Origin of the sequence: Enterococcus sp. AZ009 (assembly GCF_050548785.1) — a bacterium.
GTDB lineage: Bacteria > Bacillota > Bacilli > Lactobacillales > Enterococcaceae > Enterococcus_D > Enterococcus_D entomosocium.
Genome location: NZ_CP172960.1, coordinates 3,710,007 through 3,734,435 on the forward strand (window position 1 = coordinate 3,710,007; position 24,429 = coordinate 3,734,435).

At 43.5% G+C, this 24,429-nt stretch carries 20 protein-coding genes and 1 pseudogene; 5 read left to right on the plus strand and 16 right to left on the minus strand.

What is annotated here, in order from left to right; genetic code table 11:
* Positions 1–14: 14 nt before the first annotated feature.
* The 5 genes from IGJ74_RS17530 to IGJ74_RS17550 form a co-directional block, all read right to left on the minus strand.
* Positions 15–413 (minus strand): hypothetical protein, encoded by a 399-nt coding sequence (locus tag IGJ74_RS17530; protein WP_242691866.1) that lies wholly within the window; start codon positions 411–413, stop codon positions 15–17.
* A 7-nt stretch (positions 414–420) separates the two neighbouring features.
* Entirely contained in the window at positions 421–714 is a 294-nt protein-coding gene (gene mobL / locus IGJ74_RS17535; protein WP_140405514.1) for a relaxase MobL, read from the minus strand.
* A 125-nt stretch (positions 715–839) separates the two neighbouring features.
* Positions 840–1,313 (minus strand): relaxase MobL, encoded by a 474-nt coding sequence (gene mobL / locus IGJ74_RS17540; RefSeq protein ID WP_087664464.1) that lies wholly within the window; start codon positions 1,311–1,313, stop codon positions 840–842.
* Positions 1,313–1,507, minus strand: a complete 195-nt coding sequence (locus IGJ74_RS17545) for a hypothetical protein (protein ID WP_242691865.1) — start codon at positions 1,505–1,507, stop codon at positions 1,313–1,315. The genes mobL (IGJ74_RS17540) and IGJ74_RS17545 overlap by 1 nt, the downstream gene beginning before the upstream one ends.
* A gap of 9 nt (positions 1,508–1,516) precedes the next feature.
* A complete protein-coding gene (locus IGJ74_RS17550; RefSeq protein WP_242691864.1) occupies positions 1,517–1,660 on the minus strand; it encodes a hypothetical protein in 144 nt (47 codons plus the stop codon).
* A 151-nt stretch (positions 1,661–1,811) separates the two neighbouring features.
* On the opposite strand from IGJ74_RS17550, the pseudogene IGJ74_RS17555 reads away from it, so the two are divergent.
* Positions 1,812–2,300: pseudogene (locus tag IGJ74_RS17555) on the plus strand (tyrosine-type recombinase/integrase); the annotation flags it as partial.
* 23 nt (positions 2,301–2,323) lie between these two features.
* Here the strand turns inward: IGJ74_RS17555 and rpsI are convergent.
* Together rpsI and rplM are read right to left on the minus strand one after the other, a co-directional pair.
* Complete coding sequence (gene rpsI / locus IGJ74_RS17560; RefSeq protein ID WP_003128901.1) at positions 2,324–2,716, minus strand: 30S ribosomal protein S9; 393 nt, start codon at positions 2,714–2,716, stop codon at positions 2,324–2,326.
* A 15-nt stretch (positions 2,717–2,731) separates the two neighbouring features.
* Positions 2,732–3,178 (minus strand): 50S ribosomal protein L13, encoded by a 447-nt coding sequence (gene rplM / locus IGJ74_RS17565; RefSeq protein ID WP_301280258.1) that lies wholly within the window; start codon positions 3,176–3,178, stop codon positions 2,732–2,734.
* Positions 3,179–3,584: 406 nt separating this feature from the next.
* Here rplM and IGJ74_RS17570 point away from each other — a divergent pair, with 406 nt between their 5' ends.
* A complete protein-coding gene (locus IGJ74_RS17570) occupies positions 3,585–4,799 on the plus strand; it encodes an argininosuccinate synthase (RefSeq protein WP_005230386.1) in 1,215 nt (404 codons plus the stop codon).
* Positions 4,800–4,854: 55 nt separating this feature from the next.
* Positions 4,855–6,234, plus strand: coding sequence for an argininosuccinate lyase (argH, locus tag IGJ74_RS17575; RefSeq protein ID WP_087664463.1), 1,380 nt, complete (start codon positions 4,855–4,857; stop codon positions 6,232–6,234).
* Between the two features lie 40 nt (positions 6,235–6,274).
* Here argH and IGJ74_RS17580 read toward each other — a convergent pair whose 3' ends face one another.
* Positions 6,275–6,763 carry a Dps family protein gene (locus tag IGJ74_RS17580; protein ID WP_005230382.1) on the minus strand — a complete coding sequence of 163 codons (489 nt, stop codon included), beginning with the start codon at positions 6,761–6,763 and terminating at the stop codon, positions 6,275–6,277.
* Positions 6,764–6,888: 125 nt separating this feature from the next.
* Between IGJ74_RS17580 and IGJ74_RS17585 the strand changes: the two genes are divergently transcribed.
* Positions 6,889–7,560, plus strand: a complete 672-nt coding sequence (locus IGJ74_RS17585) for a prepilin peptidase (protein ID WP_087664462.1) — start codon at positions 6,889–6,891, stop codon at positions 7,558–7,560.
* An 81-nt stretch (positions 7,561–7,641) separates the two neighbouring features.
* On the opposite strand, the gene IGJ74_RS17590 is transcribed toward IGJ74_RS17585, so the two are convergent.
* The gene (locus IGJ74_RS17590) at positions 7,642–13,500 is read right to left on the minus strand and encodes a Spy0128 family protein (RefSeq protein WP_207491130.1); all 5,859 of its coding nucleotides are present in this window, start codon (positions 13,498–13,500) and stop codon (positions 7,642–7,644) included.
* A 291-nt stretch (positions 13,501–13,791) separates the two neighbouring features.
* Between IGJ74_RS17590 and IGJ74_RS17595 the strand changes: the two genes are divergently transcribed.
* A complete protein-coding gene (locus IGJ74_RS17595) occupies positions 13,792–15,207 on the plus strand; it encodes a helix-turn-helix domain-containing protein (protein WP_087664459.1) in 1,416 nt (471 codons plus the stop codon).
* Between the two features lie 65 nt (positions 15,208–15,272).
* On the opposite strand, the gene IGJ74_RS17600 is transcribed toward IGJ74_RS17595, so the two are convergent.
* The 7 genes from IGJ74_RS17600 to rpoC all read right to left on the minus strand — a co-directional run bounded on the left by IGJ74_RS17600 (position 15,273) and on the right by rpoC (position 24,384).
* Entirely contained in the window at positions 15,273–16,172 is a 900-nt protein-coding gene (locus tag IGJ74_RS17600; RefSeq protein WP_087664458.1) for a ketose-bisphosphate aldolase, read from the minus strand.
* A 21-nt stretch (positions 16,173–16,193) separates the two neighbouring features.
* Entirely contained in the window at positions 16,194–17,048 is an 855-nt protein-coding gene (locus IGJ74_RS17605; protein WP_087664457.1) for a class II fructose-bisphosphate aldolase, read from the minus strand.
* Positions 17,049–17,065: 17 nt separating this feature from the next.
* The gene (locus IGJ74_RS17610) at positions 17,066–18,145 is read right to left on the minus strand and encodes a PTS fructose transporter subunit IIC (RefSeq protein WP_086332800.1); all 1,080 of its coding nucleotides are present in this window, start codon (positions 18,143–18,145) and stop codon (positions 17,066–17,068) included.
* A gap of 46 nt (positions 18,146–18,191) precedes the next feature.
* The gene (locus tag IGJ74_RS17615; RefSeq protein ID WP_087664456.1) at positions 18,192–18,506 is read right to left on the minus strand and encodes a PTS fructose transporter subunit IIB; all 315 of its coding nucleotides are present in this window, start codon (positions 18,504–18,506) and stop codon (positions 18,192–18,194) included.
* A 16-nt stretch (positions 18,507–18,522) separates the two neighbouring features.
* A complete protein-coding gene (locus IGJ74_RS17620; protein WP_005233003.1) occupies positions 18,523–19,020 on the minus strand; it encodes a PTS sugar transporter subunit IIA in 498 nt (165 codons plus the stop codon).
* A gap of 2 nt (positions 19,021–19,022) precedes the next feature.
* Positions 19,023–20,489 (minus strand): BglG family transcription antiterminator, encoded by a 1,467-nt coding sequence (locus IGJ74_RS17625; protein ID WP_087664454.1) that lies wholly within the window; start codon positions 20,487–20,489, stop codon positions 19,023–19,025.
* Between the two features lie 244 nt (positions 20,490–20,733).
* Complete coding sequence (gene rpoC / locus IGJ74_RS17630; RefSeq protein WP_034871965.1) at positions 20,734–24,384, minus strand: DNA-directed RNA polymerase subunit beta'; 3,651 nt, start codon at positions 24,382–24,384, stop codon at positions 20,734–20,736.
* Between the last annotated feature and the right edge of the window lie 45 nt (positions 24,385–24,429).

Genomic DNA, 24,429 nt, shown 5'->3' on the forward strand with positions numbered 1-24,429 from the left:
CCTCTTTCTCCTAATTAAATAGGTCTTGACTCTTGGCTCATTTTTGCTTGTTCGGTTTCACGCTGAAGCTTTTCAAACGCTACTTGATTTTTGAATTGATCAAATTCATTGTTCGTCACCCGTTCCAGGTGTTTGACTTGATTCGTGACCAACCGAAGGTATTTGAATGATTGTTTAAATGGTCTGGTTCGCTTACTTGGATGTCGCTTTGGCGCTGATCGACTTTCATTCGTCTCTTTCCGCATACGATAATCATTTTTTAGTTTATCATATATTTCCTGATTCTTATTATGTTTTCCTGATACAGAAGAAGGGTGGTAAGGTTCTCCTAGCGACGGTGATTCATTTTCTTTTTTCAGTTCCTGAAGGATATTGTTTCCTAATCGATAATAAATACCATCCGACCCGAACATTCGGCCATCATAAAAATGATTTTTTATCTTTTTTAGGATCTCCCTCTCCATAAGTTGCTTTCTTGGAAATGTCTTCCTCATTTGCCAGCTGTTTAAATTCTTCAAAGTAGCCATTGTATTTCATCAATGAGTCAATCAGTTGATTCATTATTTCTCGATTTTCCTGCATTAAGTTTTTACTATTCCACTTGCTTTGATTCTTCGGCAGCTGTGCTTTTAATTTTTCAAGCAACAGAACACTTTCTTTTTTCGGTGTTTCCATTTTTATTTTACTACGCAGACTATTTCTCAAATCATTCAATCGTTCCAGTTCTCTCGTTCGATCAAAAATGAGATTCGCAAAAGTCTATTTCATTTTTTCTAATGTTTCATCGAAACGTTGCCCTTTTCTTTCGTAGCGATTATGCTCTTTAACAAAAATCATTTTCACGGGTAGGCTCGACTTTCGTCGTCGCAAAATGCACGTGAAAGTGACCCGTTCAAATTATCATTCTCATAAAGAACGTCCATCATTTTTCGACCGGTCATGATCAACGGTTCCCTTTTTAATTCATTTGAATATGGATTATATATGCCTGCTTTAATTAATGCTCTTGTATCGAAAGACACCACATCTTGAAATAAAACAGATTCATTTTGGTTCGCTCCATCAAACAATTTTTTATACTGTTCAACTTTTTGTTGCGTCAGATCATCATTATTAAAATCAAACATCCCTGTATTCAGTGACCATATTTTTTCTTGGGTTTCCTTTTGCATGATCTCGATTTGTACTTTTGATAAAGTCGAATAATCAGAAAGACGTTTGTTGATCTCCACTAGCGATACTCTTCGCTTTATTTCCGATTTTATTTCCTTTAATGAAGAAATCAAGTGAGAGATTTTTTCGAAAATAGCCATCATTCATTCCCCTTTTTTAATTTGGTATTTGTTGCGATCAGCTCATAATAATCGATTTGATTAAAATCACTGACGTGAGCATATGCTACATAAACAAGGACTTGATTTGAATCCAATCCTTCATATATAAGATCAAAAACGACGAAATAGGTTTGATCATCGTTCGTATAAACACTTAGATCTTCTACGCTCATTTTGGCATCTTAATTGTCCATATCCCCAATCGATTGCGTCATTTCTTGGTTATATTCGTCAGTAATCAACTTCTTTTCGTTCAACAGCGAGACACGATTTTTAAGAAATGGTTCGTCTTTTGTGTTGAAATAGGTCGTCACAAAGTCTTGCACTACGGCACTTTTTTCATCCGTGGATTGATTTGTTTGTTCACTCTCAACGGTTTCTGGTGCCTGATTTTCAGTAGGATTAACAGTGCTGCTATTGTCCGGATCCGAATGGTTTTCTTCAATAGATTGTTCAATTTGGGCTTTTTGGAAATGAAAAAACTCGAAAGGAAATAAAATAACGATTTTCCATATTCCAAATGAACTAAAGTAATTACTTCAACAATGGAAAGACAAACAAAAAGAAGAACTAGTTCAATTTGAAATTGAGCAAACCGAAGAGTAGCTACTCTTTACCTTCTTTGATAATAAGGGAAATATCAATCAAAGACTTCATACAGATTATTTGAACTACCGTATGAAATCCATTGAGCGACGACATAAACACCTTACCCATGCGACTTCACACAAGTTACGGCATACTGGGGCAACTTTAGCCAAACAAGCTGGTGTCGCTCTAGAACAGATTTCTGAAGCCTTGACTCACAGCGATAACAATATCACAAGAACTTATGTAAACACACCAAACGTGATTCAAATGCCTATCGGTGAAATTGCCTATCGCAAATTGTCTCAAAAAGATGCAGACCGGAATGGTGTCAACTCAAAAAAAGACGCTTCGCAAACTGAATTGCGAAACGCCTGAAAGTGTTGATATATAAAAATATATTAACGCTTAGAGAATTGTGAAGCTTTACGAGCTTTCTTAAGACCTGGTTTTTTACGTTCAACCATACGTGCGTCACGAGTAAGTAAGCCAGCACGTTTAAGAGCTAAACGGAAATCAGGATCAACTTGTAACAATGCGCGTGCGATACCGTGACGGATTGCACCTGATTGTCCAGCGTATCCACCACCATTTACGTTTACAAAAACATCGTATGAACCTTTAGTTTCTGTAACGCCGAATGGTTGGTTGATTACTTCACGCAAGTCTGCGTGTGGGATGTATTCTTCAACATCTTTTTTGTTAACAGTAATTTTACCAGTACCTGGTACTAAACGTACGCGGGCTACTGCATTTTTACGACGGCCAGTGCCGATATATTGAGCTTGTGCCAATGAAATTCCCTCCTATTAGATTAAGTTTGTGATGTCCAATACTTCTGGTTGTTGTGCAGCATGTGGGTGTTCAGCGCCAGCATAAACATGAAGTTTCATTCCTTGTTTACGGCCTAAAGTGTTTTTAGGAAGCATGCCTTTTACAGAAGTTTCGATCAAACGACGAGAATTTTTAGCACGTAATTCTCCAGCAGAGACTGATTTCAATCCTCCTGGGAAGTTTGAGTGACGGTAATAAATTTTATCGCTTGCTTTGTTACCTGTTAATTTGATTTTTTCTGCATTAATGACGATTACGAAATCGCCTGTATCCACATGAGGTGTGAATGTTGGTTTATTTTTACCACGTAAGACAGATGCTACTACTGCTGAAAGACGACCCATAGGAACATCTGTTGCATCTACTACGTACCATTTACGTTCTACTTCGCCTGGTTTGGCCATATATGTTGTACGCACAATTTTTTCCTCCAATTCAATTTCACGAATGTTTGACATACACTTGAGTTTCCGGGGCTCTTGTGGGGCAAACAATACCATATAACATAATACCTTCTATAAAGCCTAATGTCAACGTAATTCCGCCTCTTTTTGAAAATTTTCTCCATTCATTTTCTGCCATTTTCTCTGAAAAACGAAACTTGTTGGTGCAGACTGCTAAAACTGAATAGATTTATGAATATTATGTATAAACTTTCATCAACAAAGTGAGCATCCACTTCTTTTCCTCAATCACCGATAATAGTATAAAAACCTGATAATCACCAATTTTATGTATAAATATTTAATTTTACCCTTGATTTATTATTTTTATTCTGATAAGATAGCTTCAATCACTTGAAAACACGCGGAAAAGGAGTTAATAAGTATGAAAGAAAAAGTAATATTGGCCTATTCTGGAGGATTAGATACCTCCGTTTCAATTAAATGGTTAACGGACCAAGGATATGATGTGGTGGCTTGCTGCCTAGATATCGGTGAAGGTCGCGACACCCAATCCATTAAAGACAAAGCGTTGGCAGTTGGTGCGATTGAATCTTATGCCATCGATGCCCGCGAAGAATTCGCCCAAGATTTTGCTTTGATCGCTTTACAAGGCAATACTTTTTATGAAAATTCTTATCCTCTTGTTTCCGCTTTGTCGCGTCCATTGATTGCCAAGAAATTGGTAGAGTTGGCATTAGCGACTGGCGCAACGACCGTCGCCCACGGCTGTACTGGTAAAGGCAACGACCAAGTTCGGTTTGAAGTGGCGATCGCTGCTTTAGCGCCTCACTTGAAAGTCATCGCACCGGTTCGGGAATGGAAATGGTCCCGAGAAGAAGAGATTGCCTATGCGGCTGAAAAAGGAGTGCCGATTCCCGCTGATTTGGACAATCCGTATTCCATCGATCAAAACTTGTGGGGACGTGCCTGTGAGTGTGGCGTCTTAGAAGATCCTTGGGCAACGCCGCCAAAAGGAGCCTACGCCATCACGCAAGAATTAGAAGATACTCCTGACGTACCAACGATCGTTGAGATCACTTTTGATCAAGGGGTACCGACCGCCATTGATGGCGAAACGATGAATCTAGCAGAATTGATCATGAAACTAAACCGGGTGGCTGGCGAACATGGCGTTGGTCGGATCGACCATATCGAAAATCGTCTGGTGGGAATCAAATCACGGGAAGTTTATGAATGTCCAGGAGCGATCGCTTTGATGACGGCTCATAAAGAATTGGAAGATTTGGTCTTTGTACGGGAATTGGCGCATTTCAAACCAATCATCGAGCAGCAATTAGCGCAAGTCATCTATGATGGTCTTTGGTTCAATCCATTGACGGAAGCCTTGATTACCTTCCTGAAAAGCACGCAAGTCTACGTCAACGGGATCGTGCGTTTGAAATTGTTCAAAGGCAACGTCATCTGTGAAGGACGGAAATCTGAAAACAGCTTGTACGATGAAAACTTAGCAACGTATACTTCTGCAGATACCTTTGATCAGCATGCGGCCATCGGCTTCATCAAATTATGGGGACTGCCAAGCAAAGTGCACGCTGAGATCCAAGCACAACAGCAACTAACAGAAACATTGATTTAAGTATGCACGGCTGAAGCTGCCGCTTCAGCCGTAATCTTTTTTTTGAGGTGAGAATATGGCAAAATTATGGGGCGGACGTTTCGATGGGAAAAACGAAGCATGGATCGATGCTTTTGGGGCTTCCATCACGTTTGATCAAAAGTTAGCAAAGCAAGACATTCTTGGCAGTTTGGCACATGTCAAAATGCTGGTCCATACGGGCATCATCAGTCAAACCGATGGCGAAGCGATCATTGGCGGCTTGACCACGATTCAGCAGCAATTAGCCGCTGGCGAATTGACCTTCACGATTGAAAATGAGGACATCCATTTAAACATCGAGACATTCTTGCATGAATTGATTGGACCAGTGGCAGGCAAATTGCATACTGCCCGTAGTCGTAATGACCAAGTGGCGACCGATATGCATTTGTATTTGAAAGAAGTCGTGCAAGACGTGATCACTTTGATCGCTGAATTGCGAGAAGCGCTGGTTTTACAAGCCGAAGCCAACATCTACACCATCATGCCTGGTTATACCCATCTGCAGCATGCACAGCCAATTTCTTTTGCCCATCACCTCTTAGCCTATTACAGTATGCTGACGCGTGACCAAGAGCGTTTCAGTGAGAGTTTGAGCCGCATCGATGTGATGCCTTTAGGCAGTGCCGCTTTGGCAGGAACCACCTTTCCCATCGATCGGGTCTTCACCGCTCAAGAGTTAGGGTTTAGCAATATTTACAGCAACAGCCTAGATGCGGTCAGCGATCGTGATTTTATCTTGGAATTTTTAAGCAACGCCTCTTTATTGATGATGCATCTGTCTCGTTTTTGTGAAGAGCTGATTCTTTGGTGCAGCCATGAGTACCAATTTGTGGAACTGACCGATACCTTCTCAACTGGCAGTTCCATCATGCCTCAAAAGAAAAACCCTGACATGGCGGAGCTGATCCGTGGAAAAACAGGACGTGTCTATGGGAACCTCTTTGGTCTTTTGACGGTCATGAAGGGCTTGCCGCTGGCGTACAACAAAGATTTCCAAGAAGACAAAGAAGGCATGTTTGACAGTGCCGAAACCATCACGAAAAGCTTGCAGATCATGACAGGCATGATCGCAACGATGAAAGTCAATCAAGCACGGATGCAAGAATCCACTGAAAAGGATTTTTCCAACGCAACAGAATTAGCGGATTACTTAGCCGGAAAAGGCGTGCCTTTCAGACAAGCCCATGAGATTGTCGGCAAGCTCGTCAGCGAGTGCTTGACCAAAGGCATCTATCTGCAAGATGTTTCCTTGGAAGACTACCAAGCGATCCATCCTGCCATCGACAGCGATATTTTTGAAAAACTTGATTCCTATACCGCCGTCAAAAATCGGCATTCTTATGGCGGCACCGGTTTTGATCAAGTGGCACAGCAAATTGAAGCCGCCAAAACATTATTGGCGGGCAAGTAAAAAAACCAGCGAAGAATTTTCTTCGCTGGTTTTTTGTCGATTAATGACGTACGCGAGATTTCGCTGGATCGATCAATGGCGCTTCGCCTAAGTGCGCTTGGATCATCCAAATACGTTTTTCGATGGCTGTTTTGAAGCCGATGAAGATATCTTGGGTTGGATCGTCGCCTTCTTCACCAGATACTTCGATCCCTTTTTGGTATAAGTCCGCTAAATAACGGTAGCCTTCCACCAATGTAGCTAAGCGTTCTGGAATCGTGCGGTCCCAGTTGCCGACTTCATCAGGGATTTGAGTGTGTTCTGCCATTTCACGCAAAGTTGAATATGGTGAACCATCTAATGTAATCAAGCGTTCAGAAACTTCATCCAATTGCTCATTTAGATCATCCATGAATTCATCCATCATTGGATGCAATGTCAAAAAGCCAGGTCCACGCATGTACCAGTGTGTTTGGTGAACGACCATAGCCATTTGGCTTAAATCAGCAACAAGTTGGTTTAATACTTCTTTTGTTTGTTCAAATTTCATAACGATTCCTCCTCTAAATTATCTATTTTAAGGATAATACGAAACAAATAAAAAGTACAACAAAATCATCTATTTGAGAAAATTTCTCACTCTCTTACGTATTTCTTTATAAGGAGGATCAAAAAATGACGATTTTCGTGTTTTTTTTAGGCGCTTTACTCGGCTTCTTTTGGCTTTTGCTCTTACATACCCTGTTTTGGAATCCGCCCAAAAGTGATTCTCGTTCTCATTACCAGAAGGTGAACAAAGTTTCGGGTAACCATTGGTTTTTTCGCCTTCCTACAAGATGGCTTTTACCCCTGCTTTATTGGGCCATCGTCTGCTTGTGCTATGGCGGACTTTGCGTGGTTGCCTTTCATGATTCCCAAAGCTTCCTGGCTTTTGTCTGGCTGACCAGTGCCTTTTTACTCAGCTTGACCGACTTGATAGACTATAGCGTCTACCCGCAACTGCTGTACCCCGCCCACCTACTGCTAGCGCTGGCACAGCTTAGGAGCGGCGCTTCTTTTCAATGGCTGTCTTTAGGCTTGCTGGTTCCACTGGTCTATTTTGTCTGGCAGGAAAAAATGGGCGGCGGCGATCTCTTAGTGCTATCAGGCTGGAGTATTTGGCTAACGCCGACGACCCTTTTGGCCCTCTTACTAGTAGCCAGCAGTCTCGGGCTTCTCGCTTTTTTTAGCTATCAAAGCATCTGGAAGAAACGATTGGCGCAGTTGCCCTTCGTCCCCTTCTTGAGTCTGGGTTTGCTGATTGTTCGCTTTCTAGCGTTTCATACTTTTGACGCTTTTTTTCTTTGAAGTGAAGAAAAATAGGGCAGGAAAAAGCGGGAGAAGTTGGCCTCATCCCGCTTTCTCTTTCTGCTCTGTTGCTTCCCCTGCCTATGATAACGGCGTCCGTTTTTTGCGATCAAGGTAGATGCCTACTGCGATTACTACTAACAACAGTCCCAAGACGACCCAACCAGCGGTCGTGGTGTCATTGGTTTTCGGTAAATTGCCAGTGCCCGGCTTCGTTGTTTTGCCTTCTTTGACACGGTTGTTGAATACCATGTCTGCCGTTTGTTCCGCTTCAGCCACTAATTTTCCGGCTTGATCTTTGACTGTGACCGTCACTTGATAGGTGGTTTCATCATAGATGATCGTTGCGTCATTGCCAGCTTTTTCACGAATCGTGTAACGATGTTCCCCAGCATCGTCATACGTCAATACATCAAAGGTAATCGTTCCATTTGCGTCATTGCGTTGGGTTTGCAGAACCTTTCCAGCTTCATCCACTAATTCAAATGCAAATTCGTTGGCTTGCAAGTCTCTACCCGTCAAGACTTTCTTCGCACTTAGTACGACACTGCCAGCTTGTGGCTGGTAGCTGTTTTCAAAGACTTGATCGCCTTCGTATTCCGCCACTGCGGTCAACTGTCCGGCTTCATCCGTCACGGTCACAACTACTGCAAGTTCTTTCGTATCGTAGGTGATGGTACCGTCAGTTCCTGCTTTCTCACGAATGATGTAGTGGTACTCACCTGTTTCATCATAGGCGAGAGCGTCAAAGTAGATCTTGCCAGTGGCATCATTGGCTTTTGTTTGAAGTACGTTGCCTTCTTCATCGACTAGTTCAAAGTCGAATTCATTTGCTTGTAGCGTACGACCGGTCAATACTTTCTCGGCACTTAGTACAACACTGCCGGCTTTTGGTTGGTAGCTGTTTTCAAAGACTTGATCGCCTTCGTATTCCGCCACTGCGGTCAACTGTCCGTCTTCATCCGTCACGGTCACAACTACTGCAAGTTCTTTCGTATCGTAGGTGATGGTACCGTCAGTTCCTGTTTTCTCACGAATGGTGTAGTGGTACTCACCTGTTTCTTCGTAAGGGAGCGCGTCAAAGTATATCTTGCCAGTGGCATCATTGGCTTTTGTTTGAAGTACGTTGCCTTCTTCATCGACTAGTTCAAAGTCGAATTCATTTGCTTGTAGTGTACGACCAGTTAAGAATTTCTCGGCACTTAGTACGACACTGCCAGCTTTTGGTTGGTAGCTGTTTTCAAAGACTTGGTTGCCTTCGTATTCTGCCACTGCGGCCAACTGTCCGTCTTCATCAGTGACGGTAACGACTACTGCCAGTTCTCTCGTATCGTAAGTGATGGTGCCGTCAGTTCCTGCTTGCTCACGGATGGTATAGCGGTATTCGCCAGCTTCCTCATAGGCGAGAGCGTCAAAGTAGATTTGTCCGGTTGCATCATTGGCTTTTGTTTGAAGAACAGTTCCTTCTTCATCTACCAGTTCAAAGGCAAACTCGTTGGCTTCCAACGTGCGGCCGGTCAATACTTTCTCAGCATTCAGCACCACTTCGCCAGCTTTTGGCGTATAGTCATTTTCAAAGATTGTATTGCCATCATATGTTGCTTTTGCCACTAGTTGCCCGTCTTCATCGGTTACTTTCACGACAACGCCAATTTCTTTCATGTCATAGGTAATGGTACTATCTGCGTCAGCTTTTTCTCGAATCGTGTAGCGGTATTCGCCGTCTTTGTCATACATTAATTCATCGAAGTAGATTTGTCCGGTTGCGTCATTGGCTTTTGTTTGGAGTACGTTGCCTTCTTCATCTACCAGTTCAAAGGCAAATTCGTTGGCTTCCAGCGTGCGGCCGGTCAATACTTTCTCAGCATTCAGCACCACTCCGCCGTCTTTTGGCGTATAGTCATTTTCAAAGACTTGGTTGCCTTCATATTCCGCCACTGCGGTCAATTGTCCGTCTTCATCGGTGACGGTCACGACTACCGCTAGTTCTTTTGCATCGTAAGTGATGGTACCGTCAGTTCCTGCTTTCTCGCGAATGGTGTAGTGGTATTCGCCTGCTTCATCATATGCGAGAGCGTCAAAGTAGATCTTGCCAGTTGCATCATTGGCTTTTGTTTGAAGTACAGTTCCTGCTTCATTGACTAATTCGAAGTCAAATTCTTCTGCTTTCAAATCACGACCGATCAGCACTTTCTCAGCATTCAAAACGACACTACCGGCTTTTGGCGTATAGTCATTTTCGAAGACTTGATTGCCTTCATAGACTGCTTTCGCAATCAACTGGCTATCTTCTTCAGTGACGGTCACGGTTACCTTTAGTTCTTTGTCGCTATAGGTGATGGTTGGATCATCGCCGGCTTTTTCCCGAATCGTGTAATGGTATTCGCCAGGCTCATTGTAAGTGATGGCGTCAAAGGCAACTTGACCGTTGCCATCATTGGTTTGTGTTAAAATCACAGAGCCAGTTTCATCCACTAGTTGGAACGTAAATTCGCCGTCTTTTAGCTCGCGCCCATCAAGCAGCTTCTGAACATTCAAGGCGTGGGTCGTTTCTTTGATTTCCCGCTTGTTGGCTAGTTCAAAGACATAATTGACTTGCTTATCAGAAATAGTGAAGGTGTACTGAGTCGCATCTCGTTCGTATCCTTCCGGTGCGGTGATTTCTTGGATCATATAATCGCCGTAACGCAGATTGTCGATCCGATCAATGGCGTTGCCGTTTTCCATGATCTGATTGTTTTTAACCACCAGGTTCGACAAGATGACTTCATAGGTATTTTGTGCATTTTTGCGGCTTAATTGGAAAACCGCTTCTTCATCGATCCCTCGTTCTTTGGTGCCATCGGCATCGTATTTCACGATCGTCAAGGAACCGTTCGTCCCAGAAGACGTTCCGCTGCCATCTGTCGATTTGATGGTGATTTCTTTGGTTACTGTGTGAATCTCGATCTCACTACCCGTCAAATTGACATTGTTGGTCACCCGTTCATTGTTCAAAATCCCGGGGTCAAGTTGTGTTTGATAAACGATAAAGTATGGTTTATCAATCATTTCTTCAAAAGCGATCACTAACGATTGCGTCCCTGCTACCACATCCGAGGTGATTTTCGGATTGTCTTCGTTGGTGAAGGTGACTTTTTCTCCTTTTTCCCACGTACCATTGTTTAAGACCGCTTCATACACATCTACGATCACGGCATCGTCGGCATCTCGTAAAAAGGTGTGTTGATTGTAGTTGATGGTATCGGTCACTACCGCATTGTGGATTTTGCGGCTGTCAGCATTGATCATGATTTCCCAATCGATCAACCGATTGTTGTCGGCATTCTGGCTACCATTTTTCATCAACCAATCCGTTTTCGCAGACTTGTCGACTTGGCCATCGGCAGTCAACGTTGTGTCATTGTCCGTCAATGTAATAGTATTTTTGTAGGTAAATACTTCTTCCGCTGCTTCCGTTGCCAAGAAGACCGCCAATGTTTCTGACGTTTCTTTCAGCAAGGTGATCGTAACTGTCTTCGAGTCAGGGTCATAAGTGTAACTGTAATCCTCGTTTAGCACCAATTGCTCTTTCAGTGCTCTGACTTGCGTCGTATACCCAGTTACTGTGACCGTGTAAAGCGCCAAGTCTTTCAAGGTTTGGCCTTCTTGCAGCTGGTCCGTGATGATTGCATCTTTGTTGATTTTTTCTTTGTACGTATTGAATAGCCCCATCCAATAGACTTGATCGCTGGAAGCGGTCTGCTCATCAAAAATAGTTCCTAAGTTCCGACCAAATACGGCGGTAATCGCTTTGGCGACATCTTCGCCTTCACCAATAAATAGTCCGTATTTCAAGGCATTTTTTAACCAGTTGGCGTCCAGCCATGTGTTGGTTTCAGAAGCTTCCGTGAATTCATTGCCGGCTTCGTCTGTGTAATAGACAAACGCTGCGTTGCTAAAACGGGTGCTAGAACTTCCTAGTGCGAGATGCTGTGAGATATCGAAGCTGGTTTTGAAGTTGGCAGTGATCGTGGCTGAAGTCGTTTGGTACGCTCCTTGCAGCTTGATGCGAAAACCAGTCTCAAGTTCCTTTGTTGATCCGTCCGTCAATGTTTTCGTTTCTGTGATCAGCTCCAGCGTATAGTCGTTATTGAGCTCTAAAGGCTCGGTCACGCCGCTGGCCGTCACTACTAACGTATCTGCCAACAAAGTTAATGCGCTGCTGTTTGCGCCAGAGATCAATTGATAGCGATCTTCGATGATCAGGTCACTGACTTTTTGTTGATTGGTGTTGGCTTCAATTTTCCATGGGACGGTTTTTGTCTCATAATCTTTGGTACCGCCTGTTTTGACGACACCGATCATTTTGGTTGGTGTCACTGTCCCACTACCCGTCAACGAGCTATTTTGATTGTCGCGGACCGAAGCGTAGTTGTAAATACGGGTATCGGCTAAAACCGATTCATACAACTGAGTATCGTATTGGATCTTGTAATAGCCAGCTTTAGCAAACGTGATGCTAAAGCGTACGATTTCCCCCTCTTTTTTCCGCTCGTACGTTTCATCAAAAGACCAATCCTCTGAAGAAATCGGGTTGCCGTCTTTATCGGTGATCACCAAACTCTCTGGCACAAAGAAGTGCAGGGCTTTTTCAGGATCCGATCCTGCATAGGTCTGATCAAAAAATTGGGCTTGGTCTTTGTCCAATGAGACGGAAACTTCCCATGATGCTCGTTTCGTCTCTTGATCATAGCCTTTGAACCGTTTGTATTCCGATTGTTCATCGTAAGTAACCGTTGCTTCTGCGGTTTTTTCTGTAAAATCGCTGCCGTTGATTGTTGCCGTGTTTTTGAAAGAAGAAGCCGTTGGATCCGTGACTGCACTATTGATGACGATTCGCACCGGTTGATTGACGGTCTGATTGAAGGTAAAGGTATTGTTGACGCTGTTATAGGTATATAAGCCATCGGTACGAATCCACTCCTCGGTGTCTTCATCGTACAAGTAGCCTGTCGAAGTACTATAAGACAAACCTTGGGGCATTTTATCGGTGATCACCACGTCATGTAATTCTCGACTGGTTTGGTTAAAAATAATTTCCCAAACCACTGAACCGCTGGAAGTCACGTTACCAGTCTTAATGATGTCGACTTCATAAATAGGCAATGTAATGATAATCTCATGACCATCTTCATCGTAGATCCCAGTATGAATCGTCACTTCTTCGGTGACAGTGCTCACACTTAATTCCGTAATTAGATCGATAGTCCCTGAGCGGTTGGAAAGTGTTTGTGCCGCTTCGTTAAAAGTAACAGTCAACGTGCCATCGAGTGCTAAGGTAAAGGTTCCGATCGATTGCCCGCCAGAACGGGTCAATTCGCCGCTAACGGTGTTATGAATAGCAAAATATTCCGGTAATTGATACGTATAATAATCGCCAGCACGAATTTCTTCCGTATCTGCTAACGACCAGTCAAAATGAATTTTGATGTTGCCGTTATACATCGGTGGATTTTCGGCAGTGAAGGGTTGATCGTTTAAGTCAGTAATTCGGACATTGTCAAAAAGTTGTACTCCCCGTTCGTTTAGGTTGGCACTAAGATTCTCAGCGGTAGTAGAAGCTTCCGTTTCCGCCTCAGTATCTGGTGCTCGGGGTTGAATGCTGTTTTGATTCAGTGTCGAAGATGCTTGGGTTGCTTGACTTTCACTAGGGACGGTTGCTTGTTCTTCTTCTGCTTGACTCGTTTCTGACTGAACTGCTCCCGCTGTCGATGAATCCGTAGGTGCTTTTTCCGTATCGATCGTTCCGGTCTCAGGCTCGGTACTTTCCAGCATTTCAGTCGTTCTTTCGGTACTGTCGGTTGTGTTGATTGCTTCTGCTAGTATGATCGTTGGTTCACAAAGAATGGAACCAAGCAAGACTAGCAAACATATATAGATAGAAAATTGTTTTTTCATAATTGTTCATTCCTTTTTATAAAGTTTTTCAATTGATCTCGGAAGCGCTCGACGAATAACATTGTTCAACAATGAGCAAAATATCCAACAAACAACTGCTTTTTGCCTCCTTCCTAAGGTTCAATCATTTTGGTTTATGCTACTTTTATCAAACTTGTTACTACTATTCCACACTCCTATTTTCCCAAAATTTTGGGGTGGGATGTATTCAAAAAAAATACAACACGCAATTTTTTTGAATACATGTAAAAACGTGATACTATTTACTTAAAAGGGGGCTCAGGGGCAATCATGTTACGGAAATTGTTATCATCTACGACACAAAAGAAACTACAGCTGATTGAGTATTTATTAGACGATCAGGGAACGAGTCTTCACGATTTGGCAGTAAAATTTTCCATTTCAATGTCTGCAGCGAAAACCTATATCGCGGAAATCGACAATGAATTTTCGTTTCTGGACTTACAATTTGACGATTATTCAGCTGTTCGCCTCCACTTGCATCCCTTTGCTACTCGGCTAGACGTATACAGCCAGTTTTTGACACGCTCTTCTGCATTTCAATTATTGGAACTACTCTTCTCATCAAGTTTCACTAGTTATGATATGTTGGCTCTAGAATTAAATTTAAGCAAATCGTCGATCATTCGTTTGATCAAGAGGATCAACATGGTTCTGGCACCATATGATTTCTTCATCGCGACCAAACCCATCCAGTTAAAAGGAAATGAACACAACATTCGCCAGTTTTTTCTGATTTTCTTCTTAGAAAAGTACCAGTATGAATTTGTGGATGCCAACATCAACCAAGAACAGGATTTTTTGAAAATCGCCCGTATCATGGCGGCTGCGACGCCCTTAAAGCTTTATTTTTCCGACATCAAAAAAATCGCTTTTGTGATCTATATCAACACGAAGCGCGATCGCCTATACGCCTCCAACCCCAATGGAAACCACGTCGAATATTTCTTAGAGAAAATCGATTTGAGCGAATTTACCGGCTACAGTCGGGCCTACATCGAGAAAATGGTCGGTTATGTCACGACCCATATTGGTCAGGACCCCAACGTCTTTCGTAAGACCAAACAAGAGTTTTATCAAATGACCAAACGTATATTTAAAAAGTACAACTATCATGAAGCCAACTTTGAAGAGAAACTCGACGCTGTGGTCTTTTCTTATTTTCTTGGGATCAACTTGCACGTTCCTTACTGCATCTTGGATGATCGCTTTGCTCGTTTTGTCAACAACTGTGATTTGGTCCAACAGGCAGTCAATCAAGACATCGTTCACCTTTTGACCCATTCAAATTTACCGATCATTCGACCAAGTACGATCAATTACCTGATTTATATTTTCCATATATCTTTCCCAAATTTCGCTAAAGAAATCATCGATGCCAATGCTGGCTTTCGCTTAGCTTTGTTTTATGATACGAATAGTTATCATACGGAATTTATCCAAACGAAAATCCAACAGTTTATTCCTTATCAGCTAACAATCACGATTTTAAATCCTCTGGACTCGTTCTCTCTGACCAAACTGGACGAGACTTATGATTTGATCATCGGCAATTTGACCCCCTCCTGCAGAAAAAATGTGTTTCATTATGCAGACATCAACCTGACTTCGAATGATTTGGCGTTTATCGCTCGGCAGATTCAGGAAAAGGGGATTCGGATGCTGCAAGAAAAGAATGCACAATAAAAAAATACCCTTGAAAAGCCGCAATTTAGCGATTTTCGAGGGTGTTTCCATTATTTTTTTGCTGTTTAGTTTTGTTCACTACGCCATGGCTGGATATTTTGCTGGCGATACAGAGCTGCTTTCCCAATTGCATTGAAGAGGGTCATTTTTTGCGTAACCACTACTTTAGCTGCCTCAATGCATTCTGGGTAAATAGCATTTGGATCCCATAATTCTGTTTCAGCTAAAATTTGACGGCATTTTTTGTAAAAGGCGTATTTATAATCAGAGGAGATATTTACTTTTTGGATACCGATTGCCACTGCCTGAGCGATTTCTTCATCGGGATTGGCCGATCCGCCATGCAACACTAATGGGATATCGACACGATCTTTGATTTCTTGCAAGACATCCATTTTTAATTCCGGTTTGATATCTTTCGGATAAATACCGTGAGCAGTTCCAATCGCAACTGCTAGTGTGTCAATGCCTGTCTTCTCAATGAACTCTTGTGCATCTTCAGGACGAGTATAAATCACTTCGGAGACGCCCCCTTCAACGGAGGTTCCGGTATTGCCGATCGTTCCTAGCTCGCCTTCGACAGATACCCCAATCGGATGGCAAATCTCGGTAATCTGTTTTGTTAGAGCAATATTTTCTTCAAAAGGCAGCAATGACCCATCGATCATCACCGAGCTGAATCCGCAATGGATCGCCCGCATGATACTTGCCAAACTGTCGCCATGATCCATATGGATCACGATCGGCACAGAACTGTTTTTCGCTCTGGAAACTGCATAGTGGAAAAATTCATCCTTTGTAAAGGCCAATTCTGTTGGGTGGACCGCAATGATGGCTGGTGCATCGTTTTCTTCCGCTGCTTCGATAACGACGCGTAAAAAGTTACTGTCTGCGACGTTAAAGGCACCAACGGCAAATTGATTTTCTTTGGCAACGGTCAGTAATTGTTTCATATTGATCAACATATAAGTGTGCTCCATTCTTTTTTAAAGTGATTTGTTTTTTGATCCAGATAATTCGATATACTCTTTGACGACTGCTTTTCCTGCTTCGATGGTTTGGTGGATCAGGGTCGGATAATCGCTTTCCGGACAAGCATCCAGCTGTTGGTGCAGGGCATTTCTTTGGGCTTTCATAAAATCAGCCCCTACATTGATTTTATTGATTCCTAATGCCACGGAACGTAAGATATTCTCTCTACCGGCTCCCGAGCCGCCATGCAAAACCAGCGGTAGGTCAGTGGCTTCTTTGATTGTTTGAACGATGTCAAAGCGAAATGCCGGGCGATATCCTGCTGGATAATCCCCATGACTGGAGCCGTAAGAAAGGGCGAGGCAGTCGACCCCGGTTGCTCGAATAAAATGGATGGCTTCCTCTGGATCGGTATACATCCCATCGTTGGTAAACTGATTCCCAGCCACTGCTCCCATGTCCCCAACTTCTGCTTCGACACTGGCATTATAGGCTTGCGCAAACTGTACGATCTCTTTGGTGATGGCGATGTTTTTTTCTAAAGGATGCATAGAGGCATCCATCATGACGCTTGAGAACCCTTCATGGAGACATTGTTTGACGAAGGCGATATCCTGTCCGTGATCCAGATTGATGGCAACCTCCACATTGGCATTTTCCGCCATTCGAATGATCGGCTGGGTTAAGTAACGATGATCTAGATGGGTCTTTAAATGGTCTTGCAGCAAATCCACGATGATGGGTGCATGTGATTCTGCAGCGGCATCGATCACTGCTTTAGCGGTTTCCAGGTTGAAACAATTGATGGCCATAACCGCATAGTTTTCTCGATTGGCTTTTTGCAGCATCTCTTTCATTGATACATACATCTTCTTCGCTCCTTTTTTTAGGAAATTTCAATCGACGAAAAGTCAATGTCTTCTTCCTCTTCCATGATCGGCGTTTCCACGGGTGCCTTTTTCAATGCAAACAGCAAAACACCGGTGATGGCAGAACCAATCAGGAGTGCGATGGTAAATTTCAGTGGATCCGTCATGGCAGGAATGATGAAGACCCCACCAGATGGCACTGGTGAACCGACGCCCCAAACCATGCTTAGACCACCGCCGACGGCTGCTCCGACCGTACAAGAAAAAATGACGCGAAACGGGTCGACGGCAGCGATCGGGATCACTCCTTCTGTAATCATACAAAGGCCCATTGGAAAAGCGATCTTGATGTTGTCTTCTTCTTCCGTAGAATATTTGGGCCGGCGTAAGAGACGAGAGAGGACCCAAGAGATCGTAACACCAAAGGGCGGCACCATTGAGGCTAAAATTTTCACGGCTTCGGGTTCTTGAATGCCTTCCAGTAATAGCCCATCAGCAAATAGTGATGCAACTTTGTTGACGGGTCCGCCAAAATCAAAGGCAGCCATGCCACCGACAATCGCGCCAAATAAGAAATTCCCCGAGCCTTGCAGATTCGTTAAGAAGGTAGTCAACGCCTCCGTAGCCCACACGATCGGTACACCGATGACGAAGAACATCAAAGCACCGACGATCAGTGTCGACAAGACCGGTACGATCATCATTGGCATCAGACCTTGTGCCCAACGTGGTACTTTAAGGTTTTTTACTAAGAATAAGACCAGATAACCTGCGAGATAGCCTCCTAACATTCCCCCTAGAAAGCCTGCGCCAATCGCATTGGCAATCAGTCCCATAAAAAGACCCGGAGCGATTCCTGGACGATCAGCAATGGAATAGGCGATCGCGGCAGCGATCACTGGCGCCAGCAGCCCCATCCCTAAAACACCCAGCGAGACCAGTGCATCCGGGATCGTATAGGCAGCATCGTAATTTTCAATGACCGTGCCGTTGGCAAGATTTCCGATAGCGATCAAAAGTCCGGCTGTGACAACGACCGGCAGCATATACGAGATGGCGGTTAAGGCATGTTTTTTCAACTGCAGCTGTTTCATCATTTGTTTCATCCCCCTTTAAATTTGAATTGTCAGAACATTTATTGATTCATCCCAGATTTAATTTTTCTTCAATTGTTTCAAGCAAACGCTTAGGCGCTTTGATCACCATACTAGTTGGAATTTCTACTATTCGCTTGCCTTCAAAGCGGTCTCTGCCGCCGATTTTGATATCTGCCGCAATAATGACAACATCGGCTGCTTGAATAGCGGCTTCCGTCAATTCACTTTCCGTCCCGATGGTTCCTTGGGTTTCGATATGGACTTCATGACCAAGTTCTTTCGCAGCTGTTTCGATTTTTTGCTTAGCGATATACGTATGAGCGATTCCTGAAGTACAAGCAGCTACACCAACGATTTTCATCTCTTCTCCCCCTTTCTTAGTTTTCTGCCATTGGATCTTTTGCAAGCAAGGCCATCATTTGATCCTTGCTCCCTGACGCAACGAGACAATCAATAAACGATTCATCCGCTAGTAGCATCGCTACCTTTTGCAGCAGCTTGATATGCATCGTATTGGCATCGGTATTTTTGACTGCAAACAAGATAATTACTTGAACGGGCGCTTCATCGATGGACTCCCATTCAAGTGGACGCTTGGTTTTTCCGATCACTAAAGAGGTTTTTTTCACACTGTCCGACTTTCCGTGAGGAATTGCCAATCCATGCCCGATACCGGTCATTCCTTCTGCTTCTCGGGCAAAGACATCTTGGGTGAACCCTGCTAAATCGGTAATTATCTGGTTTTCATATAAAAGTTCAGACAGTTCAGTGATCGCTTCTTCTTTTGAATTCGCTTCCATTTCCATCTTGATAAGATTGGGATTGATTACATCTGCGATGCTGAACGCTTGGATCGTTTGGCTTTCGTTTTTCATCTTTACATCTCTCCTAATAGTTGTTTGACTCGCTTTTCATCCTGTTTGGTAAATACCGAATTGACTAAAATCGTCGGCACCTTCGTTTCTACTGGCAAATTAATGGTGGTTAAGATCAGATCGATATCCTGGTAGTCTTGCGCATGCTTTCGGTACATACGAGCGGAAAGCACATCCACGATATCCAACTCTGGAAATGCCCGTTGAACTTTGACTTTCAGCAGTTCAGAGGTCCCTACGCCGCTGCTGCACATAATTAAGACTCGCTGTCTGCGCCGACGAATGACTTTAAATTTCACAAAATACAGAACCAAGAAACCAATCTCGTCTTCCGATATGGGATTCGTTCCATAGGTTTGCTCCACTTCCTTGCTGACTTGTGCCACTTGCTCAAAAATCCTTGGGTACTCTAGTTGAATGTCATTTAGCAGCCCATTTTTCACGATAATTTTATTCTTTAGCCGATAGAGCATCGGCTGGATATGGCAAAGTAGATCGGTCTTGTCTGTTTGCTGGTTCAATTTGATACCCAGTGCTTTTTCCATCTGCTTAGTAAAAAACTCCGTGATTTCGCTGGCTTCTTTTGTCAGATTGGTCATTGCCAAGGGTTTGTTTTCCACTCTGGAAGACACTAGATACTGGTAGAGATAAAATACCTCACTTTCTGGTAGCTCCGTCACGAGAAAGGCATTGATTTTTTCAATCACTTGTTGGGCAATTTGATAAAACTCTTGGTGCTGTTCAATCAAATGCTGTTCTTCCTCATCTAAACCCTCAATTATCTCTTCGCGGTCAATTTCTCCTTCCCTCATTCGTAAAATCAGAATATACAGATGCGAGAAAATATTCATATTGTAAGGATACGCAATACTGTTCGCGAGTTTTCGCTCAATAAATTCAAGAATGGAGGTAATAAAGTTGATATCAAAGGCATTGATGGGATACTTTTGCGTGACCATTTCTTCATTCCACACATGAGTCTTCGTAAAGAGATCGTTGACACAGCGACGGATATTTTTTTCGGTACCAATCACTGCAATTCTCTTATCGGATCGGATCAACTGGAGTTCAAAGTACTGAAAATATTCCGCAAGTCGATTGATATCACTACTTATCACTGCTTCACTCAAATAGTAAGGGGCGAACAACTCTTTGATCATTAAACGCTTTGGTGATTTAAACAATACATGCAGTGCAATCGCATGACGTCGCTCAAGCGGCTCATCATATTGATCCGTTTCTTGATTTTCAATCGTGCCTCTTAGATACGCTTCATAGTCCAAACAAAATCCTTTGCCGATTTCAGACCGAATGATTTCTGAACCAGCAGCCTCATTGATCCGCTTGATCGTCCGATAAATGGTTTTTGTTGAAACCTTAGCAGCTGTGGCTAGTTCATTAGCGGTCAAATTCATCCCCTGTATCATAAACTGCTCAATCAAACGTGTTTCTCTCTTGCTCAGCTTCATACTGTCTCCCTCCGTATCTTTACTATAGCCTTCTTTGTCTCTAGTAATTCTTAATCGATGTCCACTGATTTGGACATTTTAAAAATAACGCTTTCATCAATCGTCCCAAATGCCCCTTTTCTAGGATGAAAGAAGGGCGCATTCATTTTCGTGATATTTCCTTTTGCTAAACAAAAAAAACTTGTCATTCCGAAGAATGACAAGCTTTTCCGTCACACTGAATCAATCAGGTGCTGGGCATTGATTAGTTTTGGCTATTCAATGCGTCTTCAGCAGCCATTTGTGCTTCGATGTCTGAGATGCTGTAGACATTTTCGCTGGCAACTGTTACTTCTTTTGGTTCCATTTCACGGTAACGAGGCATACCAGTACCAGCTGGGATGATCTTACCGATGATAACATTTTCTTTCAATCCAAGAAGTGGATCTTTCTTGCCGCGGATCGCTGCATCGGTCAACACACGAGTGGTTTCTTGGAAGGACGCAGCAGACAAGAAGCTGTTGGTTTCCAAAGATGCTTTCGTGATCCCTAGTAGGACTGGACGGCTAGTTGCAGGAACGCCACCGGCTACCAATGTGTCGTAGTTGCGGTCTTTAAAGTCGGCGATATCCAACAATGTTCCTGGCAAGATGCCTGAATCACCTGGATCCATGACGCGGACTTTACGCAGCATTTGACGAACCATTACTTCGATATGTTTGTCGCCGATTTCTACCCCTTGCATACGGTAAACGCGTTGAACTTCCCGTAATAGGTAGTTTTCAACAGACAAGACATCGCGAACTTGTAACAGTTGTTTTGGATCGATCGAACCTTCCGTCAATGGCGCACCACGATGGATAAAGTCGCCTTCTGCTACTTTCATCCGGGCAGTATAAGGAACGGTATACGTACGCGTATCGGTTTCCCCTTTGATAGTCACTTCTTTGGTCCGAGTTGAAGGGTCTTCTGAGATATCGATGACTTCTCCGGTAACTTCGGTAATGACCGCTTGTCCTTTCGGATTACGGGCTTCAAAGATTTCTTGGACACGAGGGAGACCTTGCGTGATATCGTCTCCGGCAACCCCGCCGGTATGGAAGGTACGCATGGTCAACTGAGTACCAGGTTCACCGATTGATTGGGCAGCGATGGTACCGACTGCTTCCCCAACTTCAACTTCAGAACCAGTAGCTAAGTTGCGGCCATAACAATGTTTACATACACCATGTTTGGTGTTACATGTAAAGACAGAGCGAATGGATACTGTTTCGATACCAGCGTCCACGATGGCTTTAGCTAAATCTTCAGTGATCAATTCATTGACCCCTAGAAGGACTTCGCCAGTTTCAGGATGGATCACTGATTTACGTGTGTAACGTCCAATCAAACGTTCTTCTAAGGATTCGATGATTTCGTTTCCTTCGCGAATTGCTTGAATGTCTAAACCACGGTCAGTACCACAATCGTCTTCACGGATGATGACATCTTGGGCAACGTCAACTAAACGACGTGTCAAGTAGCCGGAATCGGCTGTTTTCAAGGCGGTATCGGTCATCCCTTTACGGGCACCATGGGTCGAGATAAACATTTCCAAGACAGATAGACCTTCACGGAAGTTTGAGATGATCGGCAATTCCATGATTCGTCCGTTAGGCGCGGCCATCAATCCACGCATCCCAGCAAGCTGAGTAAAGTTGGAGATGTTACCACGGGCACCGGAATCAGACATCATGAAGATTGGGTTTTTCGCTTCCAATGATTCCATCAGTTTTAACTGAATTTCATCTTTGGCTGCATTCCAAACACCAATAACTCGTTCATAACGCTCGTCATCGGTAATCAATCCACGACGGAATTGTTTCGTGATCGTTTCTACTTGCTTGTGGGCATTGTCGATGATTTCATGTTTTTCGTGCAAGTTCATGATATCAGCGATACCAACGGTGATACCCGCCATTGTTGAGTGGCTGTATCCTAAGTCTTTCATGCGGTCAAGCATGCGTGACGTTTCAGTGATGCGGAAACGTTTGAAGACTTCTGAAATGATGTTTCCTAAGTTTTTCTTCTTGAATGGGCCAACAAGCTCTTGTTCTTTGATGAAGGCAGGCACATCTGTACCAGCTTCAATAAAGTACTTGTCTGGTGTTTGAACCGTCAAGTTGTAGTCTGTCGGTTCGTTCAAGAATGGGAATTCTGGTGGCATGATCGAGTTAAAGATCACTTTACCCACCGTTGTTACCATCAAGCGTTGTTTTTGTTCAGACGTGAATGGTTTGTCCCCTAAAGTGTTTGGATTGATAGCGATCCGTGTGTGTAAATGCACGTAGCCATTGCGCCATGCCGTAACTGCTTCGTCCATGTCACGGAAGATCATGCCTTCCCCTTCACGGCCTTCTTCTTCCATCGTCAAGTAGTAGTTCCCTAGGACCATATCCTGAGATGGTGTTACAACTGGTTTTCCGTCTTTTGGATTCAAAATGTTTTGGGCTGCTAACATCAGCATACGTGCTTCTGCTTGCGCTTCTTCGTTCAATGGTACGTGAACGGCCATTTGGTCTCCATCGAAATCGGCATTGTAGGCTTCACAAACAAGTGGGTGCAAACGAATGGCACGGCCTTCAACTAAGACTGGTTCAAATGCTTGGATACCTAATCTGTGAAGCGTAGGTGCCCGGTTCAATAGCACTGGATGTTCTCTGATAACATCTTCTAAGACATCCCAAACTTCGTCTTCTTGACGTTCGATTTTGCGTTTGGCATTTTTGATGTTTGACGCGATTTCACGAGAAACAAGTTCCCGCATCACGAATGGTTTGAACAATTCGATCGCCATTTCTTTTGGCAGACCACATTGGTACATTTTAAGGAATGGACCAACGACAATAACTGAACGACCTGAGTAGTCGACCCGTTTTCCTAGCAAGTTTTGACGGAAACGACCTTGTTTCCCTTTCAACATGTGAGAAAGAGATTTCAATGGGCGGTTCCCTGGCCCTGCAACTGGACGGCCGCGACGACCGTTATCGATCAAGGCATCAACTGCTTCTTGCAGCATCCGTTTTTCATTTTGAACGATGATGTTTGGTGCATTCAAGTCTAACAAGCGTTTCAAACGGTTGTTACGGTTGATTACACGACGATACAAGTCGTTCAAGTCACTTGTGGCAAAACGTCCACCTTCTAATTGCACCATTGGACGCAAATCAGGCGGGATAACTGGGATAACGTCCATGACCATCCAGCTTGGTTTGTTTCCTGAAGCACGGAATGCTTCTAAGATGTCCAAACGGCGGATCGCACGGGTCCGTTTTTGACCAGTCGCGTTTTTCAATTCTTCTTTTAATTCAGCAACTTCGCCTTCAAGATCAACGCCATCTAATAATTGTTTGATGGCTTCAGCACCCATTGCTGCTGAAAATTCTTGACCGTATTGGTCACGTTTTTCACGGTATTCCCGTTCAGTCAATAGTTGTTTTTTCTCAAGACTGGTGTTTCCTGGTTCAATCACTACGTATGAAGCAAAGTAGATGATTTCTTCCAATGCACGTGGGCTCATGTCTAAGACAAGACCCATCCGTGAAGGAATGCCTTTGAAGTACCAAATGTGTGATACTGGTGCTGCTAGTTCAATGTGTCCCATGCGTTCACGACGCACTTTTGAACGTGTTACTTCCACGCCGCAACGGTCACAAACGATGCCTTTATAGCGGATCCGTTTGTATTTGCCGCAAGCACATTCCCAGTCTTTGGTTGGACCGAAAATACGCTCGTCAAACAACCCTTCGCGTTCAGGTTTTAACGTACGGTAGTTAATGGTTTCTGGTTTTTTTACTTCACCATAAGACCAGCTTCTGATTTTTTCAGGAGAAGCCAAACCGATTTGCATACTTTCGAATTTATTTACATCGATCAAAAAAGGTTCCCTCCATTTCATTTCATGGACATATCCGATAGAACG

Excerpts from the sequence above, each read along its gene's own strand:
- IGJ74_RS17530 (WP_242691866.1), bottom strand. The coding sequence starts at position 413 with ATGTTCGGGTCGGATGGTATTTATTATCGATTAGGAAACAATATCCTT.
- mobL (WP_087664464.1), bottom strand. The coding sequence starts at position 1,313 with ATGGCTATTTTCGAAAAAATCTCTCACTTGATTTCTTCATTAAAGGAA.
- IGJ74_RS17545 (WP_242691865.1), bottom strand. The coding sequence starts at position 1,507 with ATGAGCGTAGAAGATCTAAGTGTTTATACGAACGATGATCAAACCTAT.
- IGJ74_RS17570 (WP_005230386.1), top strand. The coding sequence starts at position 3,585 with ATGAAAGAAAAAGTAATATTGGCCTATTCTGGAGGATTAGATACCTCC.
- argH (WP_087664463.1), top strand. The coding sequence starts at position 4,855 with ATGGCAAAATTATGGGGCGGACGTTTCGATGGGAAAAACGAAGCATGG.
- IGJ74_RS17580 (WP_005230382.1), bottom strand. The coding sequence starts at position 6,763 with ATGAAATTTGAACAAACAAAAGAAGTATTAAACCAACTTGTTGCTGAT.
- IGJ74_RS17585 (WP_087664462.1), top strand. The coding sequence starts at position 6,889 with ATGACGATTTTCGTGTTTTTTTTAGGCGCTTTACTCGGCTTCTTTTGG.
- IGJ74_RS17590 (WP_207491130.1), bottom strand. The coding sequence starts at position 13,500 with ATGAAAAAACAATTTTCTATCTATATATGTTTGCTAGTCTTGCTTGGT.
- IGJ74_RS17595 (WP_087664459.1), top strand. The coding sequence starts at position 13,792 with ATGTTACGGAAATTGTTATCATCTACGACACAAAAGAAACTACAGCTG.
- IGJ74_RS17600 (WP_087664458.1), bottom strand. The coding sequence starts at position 16,172 with ATGTTGATCAATATGAAACAATTACTGACCGTTGCCAAAGAAAATCAA.
- IGJ74_RS17605 (WP_087664457.1), bottom strand. The coding sequence starts at position 17,048 with ATGTATGTATCAATGAAAGAGATGCTGCAAAAAGCCAATCGAGAAAAC.
- IGJ74_RS17610 (WP_086332800.1), bottom strand. The coding sequence starts at position 18,145 with ATGATGAAACAGCTGCAGTTGAAAAAACATGCCTTAACCGCCATCTCG.
- IGJ74_RS17615 (WP_087664456.1), bottom strand. The coding sequence starts at position 18,506 with ATGAAAATCGTTGGTGTAGCTGCTTGTACTTCAGGAATCGCTCATACG.
- IGJ74_RS17620 (WP_005233003.1), bottom strand. The coding sequence starts at position 19,020 with ATGAAAAACGAAAGCCAAACGATCCAAGCGTTCAGCATCGCAGATGTA.
- IGJ74_RS17625 (WP_087664454.1), bottom strand. The coding sequence starts at position 20,489 with ATGAAGCTGAGCAAGAGAGAAACACGTTTGATTGAGCAGTTTATGATA.